The following is a 12988-nucleotide window of genomic DNA, read 5'->3' as shown; positions in this document are numbered from 1 at the left end:
GCTGGGCCGGGTCGTCCGCTCGCACGGGCGACCCGGCCCGGCCGCTGAGGCGCTAGAGGACGAAGCTCAGCGCCCAGGAGATGACGAAGCCGACCACCCCGATCAGCGTCACCATCACCGTCCAGGTGCGCAGGGTCGTCTTCACGTCCATCTCCAGGAACCGGCCGACCAGCCAGAACCCGGAGTCGTTGACGTGCGAGAGCACGGTGGCGCCACAGGCGATCGCGATGACCACCAGCGCGGTGTCCAGCCGGGAGAGGTCGTTCTCCGCCGCCGCCGGGGCGATCAGCGCGGCGGTGGTCAGCAACGAGACCGTCGCCGAGCCCTGGGCGACCCGCAGGCAGGTCGCGATCACGAAGGCCGCGACGATCACCGGCAGGCCGATCGTCTCCAGGCTGTCGGCCAGCGCCGTGCCGATGCCGCTGGCGCGCAGCACTCCCCCGAACATGCCACCGGCGCCGGTGATCAGGATGATCGCCGCGACCGGACCGATCGAGGAGTTGAGCAGGTCCTCGGTCTCCGCGCGGGAGAACCGCTCGCGGCTGAGCACCGTGGCGGCGACCAGCAACGTGATCAGCAGCGCCACCGGCGTCTGGCCGAGCAGGGTCACCCAGTCCAGCCAGCCGGCCTCGCCGTCGACCGCCCCGGCCGTGACCAGGGTGTTGAAGCCGGTGTTGAGCAGGATCAGCACCAGCGGCAGGAGCAGCAGGGCCAGCACGGTGCTGAACTTCGGCGGCCCGGTCCGGGTGTCCGTCGACGTCGCCGTGCCGGCGGCCACGGTGGCGCCGCCACCCGTGCCCGCCGCCCCACCCCGGCCACCGCCGTCCGGGCCGCCCGCGTCGTCGACGTCGGTGTCGACCCGGGGGTCGTCGGCCTCGGACTTGCGACCGGCCAGGGTGGACGGGATCGGGACCATGATCCGACCACCGATCCACCGGCTGAACAGGTAGCAGGAGATGAACCAGGTGGGCAGGCCGATGACCAGGCCGACGACGACCAGGAGCCCGATGTCGGCGCCCAGGATGTCGCCGGCGCCGACCGGGCCCGGGTGCGGCGGCACGAAGGCGTGCATGACCGCGAAGGCACCCGCCGACGGCAGCGCGTAGAGCAGCACCGACCCACCGAACCGGCGGGCGACGCTGAAGATGAGCGGCAGGAAGACGACGAAGCCGGCGTCGAAGAAGATCGGGAAGCCGAACAGCAGCGACGCGACGCCCAGGGCCAGCGGCGCCCGCTTCTCCCCGAACCGGTTGACCATCGAGTCGGCCAGCACGGTGGCGCCGCCGGTGACCTCCAGCAGCTTGCCGATCATCGCGCCCAGCCCGACCAGCAGCGCGACGGCCGCCAGGGTCGAGCCGAACCCGGCCAACAGGGTGTCGATGACGTCCCCGATGGGGATCCCGGTCGCCAGCGCGGTCAGCAGGCTGACCAGCACCAGCGCCACGAAGGCGTGCACCTTGAACTTCATGATCAGGACGAGCAGCACGGCGACGGCACCCACGGCGATCAGCAACAGCGGTGTGGTGCCCAGGGCGGGTTCGACTTCTGGCACGGGGGACCTCTTCGAGTCGACGGCGACGCGGACTCGACCGCGGGCGCGGACGAGGGGACCACTGTGACAGCGGTGATCACCTGCGCGCGAGTGCTCGCCGGGTGTCGGACGGGTCCGGCTGCGGCATCATCGGCCCGGCGGCCGGCGGCGCCGCGATGCGGGGGGCGCGGGATGTCCCGAGCCGGGCGACGGCTGCGCCGGGCGGTGAACCCGATCTCCACCGGGTTCTCCGGGTGGTGGTGTCACAGCGCGCTGCGCCGTGCGGTCCTCCGCCGGCAGGGGCGCCGCTGACCCCGTCGCCGGCTCAGCCGGCGAGGTCGCCGATCACCTGGGTGAGCACCTTGGCGGCCCGCTCCACGCCGTCCCGGTCGACGTCCAGGTGGGTGACCAGCCGGACCCGCCGGGCGCTGACCTGACCGACCAGCACTCCCTGGGCCTTGGCCGCCTCGGCCACGGCCGGGGCCGGGACGTCGTCGACGACCACCATGTTCGTCTCCACCGTCGCCGGGTCGACGCCGAGGCGCTCGGCGAGCAGGCGGGCGTGCTCGTGGTCGATGGCCAGCCGGTCGAGGTGGTGGTCCAGCGCGTAGGAGGCAGCCGCGGCGAGGACCCCGACCTGGCGCATCCCGCCGCCGAGCCGCTTGCGCCACAGCCGGGCCGCGGCGATCCGCTCGGCGCTGGCGACCAGCACCGACCCGACCGGCGCGCCGAGCCCCTTGGACAGGCACACCGAGGCGGTGTCGGCCAGCCGCCCGTAGGTGGCCAGCGGGACGCCGGAGGCCACGGCCGCGTTGAAGACCCGGGCGCCGTCCAGGTGCACGTTGACCCCGGCGGTGCGGGACCAGGTGAAGAGACGCTCCAGCTCGGCGAGCGGCTGCACCAGCCCGCCGCCGCGGTTGTGGGTGTTCTCCACGGCGATCGCGGCGGTGGCGGTGAGGTGCCAGTCGCCGTGCGGGCGCACCTGGGCGATCAGCTGGTCGGCCGACAGCCGGCCGCCGTCGGAGACGACCGTCCGGGACGAGAGCCCGAACAGCGCCGCCGCGGCGCCCATCTCGTAGGTGAGGACGTGCGCGTCGGCGTCCCCGAGCACCTCCTGGCCGGGCTCGCAGACCAGCCGCAGCCCGATCTGGTTGCCCATCGTCCCGGACGGCACGAACAGCGCGGCCTCGTGGCCGAACAGCTCGGCGACCCGCGCCTCCAGCGCGTTGACCGTCGGGTCCTCGCGGTAGACGTCGTCGCCCACCTCCGCCTCGGCCATCGCCCGGCGCATCGCCGGGGTCGGCCGGGTCAGGGTGTCCGAGCGCAGGTCGACGACGTCCCCGCGGGTGGCCGGGCCGTCGGTGTCGATGCCGTACATCAGCTGCGCAGCATCTCGGTGACCAGGAACGCCAGTTCCAGCGACTGACCGGTGTTCAGGCGCGGGTCGCAGGCCGTCTCGTACCGGCTGTTCAGGTCGGCGTCGCTGATCTCCATGGCCCCGCCCAGGCACTCGGTGACGTCCTCACCGGTGAGCTCGACGTGGATGCCCCCGGGCCAGGTGCCCAGGCCGCGGTGCACGTCGAAGAAGCCCAGCACCTCGTCGACCACCCGGTCGAAGTGCCGGGTCTTGTACCCGCTGGGCGACTCGTGGGTGTTCCCGTGCATCGGGTCGCACTGCCACACCACCTGGTGGCCGCTGGCGGTGACCTTCTCCACGATCCCGGGCAGGACGTCGCGGATCTTGCCGTTGCCCATCCGGCTGATCAGCGTGAGCCGGCCGGGGACGCCGTCGGGGTCCAGCCGCTCCACCAGCTCGGTGGCCTGCTCCGGGGTGGTGCCCGGGCCGATCTTCACGCCGATCGGGTTGGCCAGCTTGGAGACGAACTCGATGTGCGCGCCGTCCATCTGCCGGGTGCGCTCCCCGACCCAGACGAAGTGCGCGCTCAGCGCGTACGGGCGGCCCTCGTACATCCGCGTCAGCGCGCGCTCGTAGTCCAGGATCAGCGCCTCGTGGCTGCTGTAGAGCTCCACCCCGCGCAGCGCGGCGTCGTCGATGCCGCAGGCCTTCATGAACGCCAGCGCCCGGTCGATCTCCTGGGCGACGACCTCGTAGCGCACCCCGGCCGGCGAGCTGGCGACGAAGTCCTTGTTCCAGTCGTGCACGGCGTGCAGGTCGGCCAGCCCGCCCCGGGCGTAGGCGCGGATCATGTTCATCGCGGCCGCGGAGTTGGCGTAGGCGCGCACCAGCCGGTTCGGGTCGGGGATCCGCTCCTCGAGCACCGGGTTCAGCGAGTTGACCATGTCGCCGCGGTAGGACGGCAGGCCCAGGGCGTCGATGTTGGAGCTGCGCGGCTTGGCGTACTGCCCGGCCACCCGGCCCACCTTGACCACCGGCACGCTCGCGCCGTAGGTGAGCACGACGGCCATCTGCAGCAGCGTGCGCGTGGTCGCCTGCAGGTGCGGCTCGGTGTTCAGGTCGAACGTCTCGGCGCAGTCGCCGCCCTGCAGCAGGAAGGCCTTGCCCTGGGCGACGTCGGCCAGCTGCTGGCGCAGGGTGTCGACCTCGGCCGGCGCCACGATCGGCGGCACGCTCGACAGCGTCGACAGCACGGCGTCCACGGCGGCCCGGTCGGGCCACTCCGGCTGCTGGGCGGCGGGCAGTCCCCGCCACCGGTCCAGGTCCGGCAGGAGCTCGGCGGGTTCAGGGAGGCTCACCCCCTGAGGGTACGGCGCACGACTCCCCCTCCGGGCATCCCGTCCGGCTGGTGGGACGCCCCTGCTGTCCCACCGGTACCGGAGATCGACTCGACTGCCGATGAGCTGCGCGAGGCGGGGATCTCTCCCGCCCGGGGAAGCGGGCCAGGGGAGCACGACGTGCGCAAGGACATCAGGACGAAGGTGGTGGCGCTGGCTGTGGCCAGCGTCACCGTGACCGCAGCGGCCATGCTCGGGGTGAGCGCCTGGCAGAGCGGCGAGTTCGCCGCGGACGCCGAGGCCGACGTCCGCGAGATGGTGCAGCACAGCATCGAGCAGACCGCCGACGGCGTGTACGACGTCGTCTCCAGCCAGGGCGACTCCACGGCCGCGGCCGTCGACGGCGACCTGCAGGTGGCCGGCTACGTGCTGGAGCAGGCCGGCGGGTTCGGGCTCGGCTCGGCCACCCGCAACACCGTCCCCTGGGACGCGAAGAACCAGGTGACCAGCGAGGTCGTCCCCGTCGCGCTTCCCCGCGTCGAGGTCGGCGGGACCTGGCTGGGCAAGAACGCCGAGGTCGCGGTGCCCACCCCGGTCGTGGACCAGGTGCAGGAGCTGGTCGGCGGTACGGCGACGGTCTTCCAGCGGATGAACCCGGCCGGGGACATGCTCCGGGTGGCGACGAACGTGGTCGGCGCGACCGGCACCCGGGCGATCGGCACCTACATCCCCGCGGTCGGCGCGGGCGGAGTGGCCAACCCCGTCGTCTCGGCGGTGCTCAGCGGACAGACCTACCGCGGGACGGCGTTCGTCGTCGACTCCTGGTACGTCACCGCCTACGAGCCGCTGCTCGACGAGTCCGGTGCGGTGATCGGCATGCTGTACGTCGGCGTGAAGCAGGAGAACCTGCCTGCCCTGCGGGAGAGCCTGCAGACCACCACCGCCGGGGAGAACGGCACGGTCTGGGCACTCGGTGGCACCGGCGACCGCGCCGGCACGGTGCTGATCAGCAAGGACGGCCAGTCCGAGGGCACCTCCCTGCTGGAGGCGCAGGACGCCGATGGCAAGCCCTGGATCCAGGAGGTGGTCACGGCCGCCGTCGGCCTGGCGCCGGGCGAGCAGGCGACGGTCCGGTACCGCGATGCCGAGACCGGGTCGCACACGGTGCAGGTCAGCTACTACGCGCCCTGGGACTGGGTGCTGGTGGTCGACGCGCAAGACAGCGACTTCGCCGCCGCGGTCGACCGGCTCGACGAGGGCCGCTCCGAGATGTTCAGCGCCCTGGTGGTCTGTGCCGTGCTGGTCGGGCTCGCCGGGCTGGCGCTCGCCTGGTGGCTGGGCCGACGGCTCACCGCGCCGCTGGACGCACTGCGGCAGCGGATGGCCGAGATCGCCGACGGCGAGGGTGACCTGACCCAGCGGGTCGACGACTCCGCCCAGGACGAGGTCGGGGAGCTCGCCGGCGCCTTCAACCGGTTCGTCGACAAGGTGGCCGGCACGATCCGCGACATCGGCTCCGCCGCCGGGTCGCTCGCGGTCTCCGCCTCGGGCGTGTCCCAGGTGGCCGACGGGCTGAGCGAGCGGGCCGGCCGCAGCCGGGACCAGGCCCGGCACGCCCACCAGGCGGCCAGGGACATCAGCGCGGGCGTGACGTCCGCGGCGGCCGGGGCGGAACAGATGGGCTCGGCGATCCGGGAGATCGCCCGCAGCGCGAGCGACGCCAGCCACGTCGGTCAGGGTGCGGTCGAGCTGGCCGCCAGCACCGAGATCGCGATCGCGGCGCTGGGCACCAGCTCGCGGGAGATCAGCGACGTGGTCAAGGTCATCTCCGCCGTCGCCGAGCAGACCAACCTGCTGGCGCTCAACGCCACCATCGAGGCGGCGCGGGCCGGGGAGGCGGGCAAGGGCTTCGCCGTCGTCGCCACCGAGGTCAAGGAGCTGGCCCAGGAGTCCTCGCGGGCCAGTGAGGAGATCCACCAGCGGGTGCAGTCGATCCAGGCCGACACCACGGCCGCGGTCGGCTCGATCAGCCAGATCGTCGCGGTCATCCGGGAGATGAACGACCACCAGACCACCATCGCCAGCGCCGTGGAGGAGCAGACCGCGGTCACCAACGAGCTCTCCCGCAGCGTCAACTCGGTGGCCGACGGGGCCAGCTCGGTGACCGACACGATGAACGACGTCACCACCGACGCCGACCGCACCGCCGCCGACGTCGACTCCGCCCGCACCGCTGCCCGGGAGCTGGACCAGCTCTCCGGGGAGCTGAACCGGTTGATCGGCGTCTTCACGGTCTGAGCCACGAGGGTCGTCGGCGGCGATCTGCCGCCGGCGGCCCTCAGCCCGCCGGGCCCCGTTCCCGGCGCAGGTCCGGTCCGGGATCGGCCGGTCCGCCGTCCTCCAGCCACTGCACCATGGCGGCCGGGTCCCGCTGGACGAGCTCGTCGAGGATGAGGCCACGGACCCGGACCAGGGCGGCCCGCTCCTGCGGGTCGGTCGTCGCCTGCAGTGGCGGGCCCGTGGCCCGCCACTCCCGGATGAGCGCCTCGGTGGGCAGCACGCCGACGAAGTCGCGCAACACCGCCACCCGCCGCGGGTCCGACACCGACAGCGGGGCGGAGTCCCAGTCGGCGATCCACATCCCGGCCACCGTCGCGGCCAGCAGGATCATCCCGATCACCAGCCACGCGCCGGACGGACCCAGCAGCGCGACACCACTCGCGAAGGGCACGCTCAGCGCCGCGGCGGCGAAGGCCCCCAGCACCGCCCGCCGCGCGCGCGGCTGCACCGGGAAGCCCGGGTTGACCAGGCCGGCGACGACGGCGGCGAAGGCGCCGACCAGCGGCGCCAGCAGCAGCATCCGAGGAACGGGGGTCACCACGGATCCGGGCAGGGCGATCCCCACGTACAGGACCGCGAGCAGCAGTCGCAGCGCCCGGGCGACCCGGGTCCAGGTGGCGTCGCTGTCTCCCGGGTGCGTGGACACGGCAGCCTCCTCGGGCTCCGGGCGAGGTCCGCTCAGGCCCTTGCCACCTGCTGACGATGGCCCGTACTCGGGGGGGTCGCACCGGCTGGACCGGGCACCGTCCTCCCACCCCTGGTTGCCGGTTCCCGGCAACCAGCCTCAGTCAGCGACCAGGCGGCGCCGGGGCCAGCCGAGCATCCGGGCCCCGGTCACGGCGACCAGCAGCGGCAGGTGGTCGGCCGGGTCGGTGGCGTCGTGCCCGGTGAGCGTGTGCACCCGTTCGATCCGGTAGCTGACCGCCCGCACGCTCAGGTGCAGGTCGCGTGCGGTGGCCGCGGTGTTCCCGCCGGTGGCGAAGTAGGCGGCCAGCGTGCGCACCAGGGGCTCGGCCCCGCCGCGGGCGCCGACCAGCGGGCCGAGCACCGTCTGCACGAGGTCGGCCATCGCCGCCTCGTCGCGCAGCAGCACCCGGTAGACGAGCAGGTCGCGGGCGTGGACGACGGGCTGCGGCAGGTCCAGCCGGGCCGCGAGGTCCAGCGCGTCGAGGGCCTCCCGGTACGAGTGCAGCACCCCCCGCGGTCCGGCGTGCGGACGCCCGACCCCCACCCGCCACGAGGCCTGGTGCGTCAGCCGCGCGACGGCCCGGCCGACCACCTCGGCCAGCTCCGGTGGGCCGAGCGCGCCGGCCGCACTGCCGTCGTCGGCCGGCGAGGAGAGCATGCACACCAGCCGCCCGTCCTTGGCGGCGACGAGCAGGCCCCGCCCGGCCGTGCGGGCCCGGACCGCCGCCTCGACCGCACCGGCCACGTGCATGCCCGAGTCGATCGGTCGGCCCGTCCCGGCCACGAGGACCACGTGGGTCGCGGTGAGCGACAGGCCGAACGGCTCGGCGCGCTCGACCAGCGACCCGACGTCGGACCCGCCGCTGAAGAGGTCGTCGACGAACTCCCGCCGGTGGGCCTCCTCCCGGCGCACCACCTCGTGCTGGGCGTCCAGGTAGCCGCTGGCCAGGGCGGCCAGCGCGGTGTCCGCGGCGCGCCAGACGGCCTCACCGATGCCGACCAGTTCCGTGGGCCGGACCGGCCGTGACCGCACCCGGCCCAGCAGCGCGGGCAGCTCGGGCCACAGCCGCCGGGACGCCGTCATGTACAGGTCGACCAGGGCCGGCAGCGGCACCCCGGCCCGCGCGGCCTCCCCGCCCAACCGACAGCAGGAGTCCTCCTCGGCGGCGCTGAGCCGGCGGCCGGTCCGCGCCACGGCCAGGACCGCCGGCAGGTAGCCGTCCAGCAGCCCCGCCGGCGCACCGTGCTCACCCGCGGCCGCGCGGGCGATCCGGGCCAGCGCCTCGTCCGCTGTCGCTGCTGCCTCCACCCGGACCAGTGTCGCGCCCCGAGCAGGTCAGCGGGCCGCCGCGCGACCTCCGGCCGCGGCGATGACCTGCCAGCGGGTCAGGTTGTACCGGGCGTCCACCAGCGCGTCGTGGGTGCCGGTCGGCTTGGGAGGCAGCGTGGGCCGGCCGGCGTCGTCCCAGCGCTGGCGCAGCTCGCGGGTGAACCGCGGGATCGGTCGCGGCAGCGCCGGCATCGCACCCCACAGCTGGGCGAGCGCGACGTGGTCGTAGGCGGCGAACCAGGCCCACAGCTCGATCTCCTCACCGGGGGCGGTGAGGAAGGACAGCAGGTCCTCCCGGATCCGCTCCCGGCTGCGCCACGCCTTGTCCGCCGGGGAGGGCAGCTGGTCCAGGACGTTGCGGCGCACCCACGGGATCGCCCGGTCCGGGTCGAACTCGGTGCTGACGGCGTAGAACTCACGGCCGGTCTCGTCGACCACGCCGATCGACACCAGGTCGATGGTGGTGCCGTCCTCGATGAACTCGGTGTCGTAGAAGTACCGCCGCACACTCACCCGCACACCGTAGGCGCCGGCCTGCGGTGCCTCCTCAGACCGGGGTGACCGGGGCAGCGTCCTGCCGCCCGTGGGTCACCACGGCGGCGCCCCGCCGGCGGACGTCCAACCAGGCCATGGCCGGCGTGGCGGCCATCCCGTGCACCACGACCGAGACGAGGACGACGAGGACCGTCACCCGCCACAGCTGCTCGGCGCCGGCGAACTCGGCCTGGCTCAGGCCGTAGGCGAGGTAGTAGAGCGACCCGATGCCGCGGACCCCGAAGAAGGAGATGACGCTGCGCTCCCGCGGACCGGTCCGCCCGCGGAGCAGCCCCAGCCAGCCCGCCAGCGGCCGCACCACGAGCACCAGCACGACAGCCAGTCCCACCTCGGCCACCGTCAGGTCGGCCAGCGCGCCCCGGGCCACGGCCCCGCCCAGCAGCACCAGGACGACGACGGTCAGCAGCCGTTCGAGCTGCTCGACGTAGGTGTGCAGCACCTGGTGGTGACCGTGCGCCCGCTCCGCGGCCCGGATCGTGCAGGCGCAGACGAACACGGCGATGAAGCCGTAGCCCTGCACGAGCTCGGCGACACCGTAGGCGAGGAAGACGATGGCGAGCGCGACGAACCCCTCGGCCCGTTCGACGAGCCCGGCCCGTTCCCGCCCGGCCGAGAAGAAGGTCGCGCGCAGGACCCACCCCACCCCGATGCCCACGGCGACACCTGCGGCGATGCGCCAGCCGACGTCGAGCAGGAGCCACTCCCCCAGCCAGTTCGACGGCGCCGCGCCGAGGGTCGCCATGGCGATCGCGGCGTAGGTGAACGGGAAGGCCAACCCGTCGTTGAGGCCTGCCTCGGACGTCAGCGCGAAGCGCGCCTCGTCCTCGCTGTCCGCCTCACCGGTCGGCTCACCCACCTGCACCTCGGTGGCGAGCACCGGGTCGGTGGGGGCCAGTGCAGCGGCGAGCAGCACCGCGGCCGCCGCCCCCAGCCCCAGCAGCCAGCCGCCGAGCAGCGCCGTGGCCACGACGGTCAGCGGCATGGTGATGCCGAGCAGCCGCCAGGTGGTGGACCAGCGCTTCCAGCCCAGCGGCCGGTCCAGGGCCAGCCCGGCGCCCAGCAGCGAGACGATCACGCAGGCCTCGGTGAGGTGGACGGCGATGGTCTCGTGAGCCATCGGGTCGGGAGTGGGCAGCCCGTCGACGGCGGCGAAGGCGGCGATCCCGATGGCCACCACCACCATCGGCAACGAGATCGGCAGCCCGCGGAGCAACCGCGGCAGCAGTGCGGTCAGCAGGGCGGCGGCGCCGGCGAGGGCGTAGGCCAGCCCGGTGGGGTCCATGCCCGGTCAGCGGGCGGTCGGGCGCGGCAGCGCCGAGGCGTGGGAGCAGGAGCACATCGGATCCCACTTCCCGGATCGCAGTGCGGCGACACCAGCGATCCGTCGAGCGGAGCTCACGCGCCGCACGTCGGCCGGAGCCCCCGGTCTGCAGCGAAGCCGACCTGTGACCTGGGGGCGCGTGCTCAGCCGGCCAGTGAGCTCAGCCGGCGAGTGAGCTCGGCAGCCGGTCGGCGGCCTCGTGCGGCGGGGGCTGCAGTCGGGACACGGCCTCGACGGCGGTGATGCCGGTGGTGTCCATCGACTTCTTCACCTTGGCGCCGTAGAGGTCGACGTACTCCTGGCCGGAGAGCTCCATGATCTCGTACATGATCTCGTCGGTGATCGAACGCTCGACGAAGCGGTCACCCGAGAGCCCGTCGTAGCGGGAGAAGTCCAGCGGCTCCCCGAACCGCACGACGACCCGCAGCAGGTGCTTGCTGAGCCGGCGACCCAGCTTGCCCGGCAGGGGCACCGAGCGCGGCTCGTAGACCATCGCCACCGGGACCACGGGCGCGCCGGTCTCCAGGGTCATCCGGGCGATGCCGGTCTTCCCCCGGAACAGCCGGCCGTCGGGCGACCGGGTGCCCTCCGGGTAGATCCCGAGCAGCTTGCCCCGGCTGAGGATGCGGATGCCGGTGCGGATCGCGTCCTCGGCCGCGGAGGCGTTGGTCCGGTCGATCGGCACCTGGCCGCTGCCGCCGAAGAACAGCCGCTGCGCGGCCCCCTTGGGCCCGGTGCCGGTGAAGTACTCGGCCTTGGCCAGGAAGGTGACCCGCCGGCGCAGGGACAGCGGCATGAAGATCCAGTCCGCCGCGGACAGGTGGTTGCTGGCGATGATCGCCGCACCGGTCGCCGGCACGTGCTCGCCGCCTTCGACGCGGGGCCGGAACACGAGCTTGACGATCGGCCCGACGGCCACGAACTTGAGGAACCAGTAGAACAACGCGCCTCCCTCAGCGACTGTCAGACTAAGGAGGCGCACAACAGCGCGACAATCCCAGCCGACGCCGCACGGCCACTCACCGCTCCGGAGGACCGATGCCGCAGGTCGCACCGCAGGCCGGGCCGCTGATGCCCGGCGCCGACCCCTTCGACCTGCCGGGCGGGCAGGTCGGGGTGCTGCTGTGCCACGGGTTCACCAGCACCCCGCAGAGCCTGCGCCTCTGGGGCGAGCACCTGGCGGCCGCCGGCTTCACCGTGCGCTGCCCGCTGCTGCCCGGCCACGGCACCCGCTGGCAGGACGCGAACGCCAGCACCGAGGAGGACTGGTACCAGGAGCTGTCCGCGGCACTGGACGACCTGCACGCCCGGTGCGGCTCGGTGGTGGTGGCCGGCCTGTCGATGGGTGGCGCCCTGGCGCTGCGCCTGGCCCAGCGGCGTCCGGACGACGTCGCCGCGCTGGTGCTGGTCAACCCCTCGCTGCTCACCGAACGACGCGATGCCCGGCTGCTGCCGCTGCTGGCCCGGCTCACCCCGGCCTGGGCGCCGGTCGCCGGCGACATCAAGAAGCCGGGGTCGGTCGAACTGGCCTACCCGCGGCTGCCCACCCGGGCCGCGCTGGCCCTCCGCCGGCTGTGGACCGCCGTCCGCGCCGACCTGGGCGCCGTGCGGGCGCCGCTGCTGGTGTTCCGCAGCGTCACCGACCACGTCGTGGAGCCCGCCTCGACCCGGGTGCTGCTGGCCGGCGTCGGCAGCACCGACACCACCGAGGTGCTGCTGCACGACAGCTGGCACGTGGCGACCCTGGACAACGACGCGACGATGCTCTTCGCCCGGTCCGTCGAGTGGGTCCGGGAGCGCGTGCCCGCCGCCCGGGAGCGCAGCTCGTGACGCTCCCCCGCGGTCCGGGCCGCGGCCGGGGCCGCCGGGACAACGGGCTGGACGCGACGCTGTGGCACCCGCTGCGCGACGTCGACCCGCGGGTGGGTGAGCACCTGCTCGACCTGCTGGCCGCGGCGGGGATAGCCGCCTACCTCGAGCCGGCCACCGACGTGCAGCCCTACACCCGCAGCGTCTCCTTCCCCAGCCCGCCCTCGGACCGGTTGTTCGTCGACCGCGCCCGGCGCACCGAGGCCGCCGCCGTCGTCGACCCGCACACCGACGAGCCGGCCGCACCCCGCCCGATGCCGCCCCGGGCGGACCGGGCCACCGACGAGGACGCCGAGTTCGCCCGGATCGTCGCCGCGTTCGAGGCCGAGCACGGCCGCAACGTCGTGGCCGCCGAACCACGCGACGACCCGCCCCCGCCGCCGGCCGAGCGGTCGGTGCTGGAGGCCTTCGACGACCACTACGAGCCGCCCCCGCCCCCGCCCCTGCCGGTGCTCGCGCCGGCCTCGCTGTACGCGCTGCTGCTCATCGTCCTCGGCGCCGTGCTCCTCGTCGCCCCGACCCGGGTCGGCCTGTCGCTGGACCTGGGCCTGGTGCTCGGGGTGGCCGCGGTGGTCGGCGGCGTCGGGGTGCTGGTGTCCCGGATGCGCGACCGGGACGACCGTGACGGGGACGACGGCGCGGTCGTCTGACGAAGGACCCC

The 12988-nt window shown here is 74.1% G+C and carries 11 protein-coding genes; 3 read left to right on the top strand and 8 right to left on the bottom strand.

Annotated features, from left to right (window positions below):
- Nucleotides 1-52: 52 nt before the first annotated feature.
- The 3 genes from O2V61_RS07680 to O2V61_RS07670 all read right to left on the bottom strand — a co-directional run bounded on the left by O2V61_RS07680 (nt 53) and on the right by O2V61_RS07670 (nt 4246).
- Entirely contained in the window at nt 53-1552 is a 1500-nt protein-coding gene (locus O2V61_RS07680; RefSeq protein ID WP_269182707.1) for a GntP family permease, read from the bottom strand.
- Between the two features lie 304 nt (nt 1553-1856).
- On the bottom strand, nt 1857-2909 hold the full coding sequence (locus O2V61_RS07675) for a threonine aldolase family protein (RefSeq protein WP_269182706.1): 1053 nt from the start codon (nt 2907-2909) through the stop codon (nt 1857-1859).
- The gene (locus O2V61_RS07670) at nt 2909-4246 is read right to left on the bottom strand and encodes a class II 3-deoxy-7-phosphoheptulonate synthase (RefSeq protein ID WP_269182705.1); all 1338 of its coding nucleotides are present in this window, start codon (nt 4244-4246) and stop codon (nt 2909-2911) included. The genes O2V61_RS07675 and O2V61_RS07670 overlap by 1 nt, the downstream gene beginning before the upstream one ends.
- 159 nt (nt 4247-4405) lie before the next feature.
- Here O2V61_RS07670 and O2V61_RS07665 point away from each other — a divergent pair, with 159 nt between their 5' ends.
- Nucleotides 4406-6523, top strand: a complete 2118-nt coding sequence (locus O2V61_RS07665; protein WP_269182704.1) for a methyl-accepting chemotaxis protein — start codon at nt 4406-4408, stop codon at nt 6521-6523.
- Nucleotides 6524-6563: 40 nt separating this feature from the next.
- Here O2V61_RS07665 and O2V61_RS07660 read toward each other — a convergent pair whose 3' ends face one another.
- From O2V61_RS07660 to O2V61_RS07640, 5 genes are all read right to left on the bottom strand, one after another.
- A complete protein-coding gene (locus O2V61_RS07660) occupies nt 6564-7211 on the bottom strand; it encodes a hypothetical protein (RefSeq protein ID WP_269182703.1) in 648 nt (215 codons plus the stop codon).
- 138 nt (nt 7212-7349) lie between these two features.
- Nucleotides 7350-8561, bottom strand: coding sequence for a PucR family transcriptional regulator (locus O2V61_RS07655; RefSeq protein WP_269182702.1), 1212 nt, complete (start codon nt 8559-8561; stop codon nt 7350-7352).
- A 27-nt stretch (nt 8562-8588) separates the two neighbouring features.
- The gene (locus O2V61_RS07650; protein ID WP_269182701.1) at nt 8589-9095 is read right to left on the bottom strand and encodes a polyadenylate-specific 3'-exoribonuclease AS; all 507 of its coding nucleotides are present in this window, start codon (nt 9093-9095) and stop codon (nt 8589-8591) included.
- Nucleotides 9096-9129: 34 nt separating this feature from the next.
- Nucleotides 9130-10419, bottom strand: coding sequence for a cation:proton antiporter domain-containing protein (locus O2V61_RS07645; RefSeq protein ID WP_269182700.1), 1290 nt, complete (start codon nt 10417-10419; stop codon nt 9130-9132).
- A gap of 199 nt (nt 10420-10618) precedes the next feature.
- Nucleotides 10619-11401 carry a lysophospholipid acyltransferase family protein gene (locus tag O2V61_RS07640; RefSeq protein ID WP_269182699.1) on the bottom strand — a complete coding sequence of 261 codons (783 nt, stop codon included), beginning with the start codon at nt 11399-11401 and terminating at the stop codon, nt 10619-10621.
- A 95-nt stretch (nt 11402-11496) separates the two neighbouring features.
- On the opposite strand from O2V61_RS07640, the gene O2V61_RS07635 reads away from it, so the two are divergent.
- Together O2V61_RS07635 and O2V61_RS07630 are read left to right on the top strand one after the other, a co-directional pair.
- Entirely contained in the window at nt 11497-12288 is a 792-nt protein-coding gene (locus O2V61_RS07635) for an alpha/beta hydrolase (RefSeq protein WP_269182698.1), read from the top strand.
- Nucleotides 12285-12977 (top strand): hypothetical protein, encoded by a 693-nt coding sequence (locus O2V61_RS07630; protein ID WP_269182697.1) that lies wholly within the window; start codon nt 12285-12287, stop codon nt 12975-12977. Before O2V61_RS07635 ends, O2V61_RS07630 begins: the two co-directional genes overlap by 4 nt.
- Nucleotides 12978-12988: the final 11 nt, after the last annotated feature.

The organism is Modestobacter sp. VKM Ac-2985, assembly GCF_026967925.1.
Lineage (GTDB): Bacteria > Actinomycetota > Actinomycetes > Mycobacteriales > Geodermatophilaceae > Modestobacter.
Note: the sequence above shows the minus strand (reverse complement) of the source record. Positions and strands in the feature narration are given on the sequence as shown.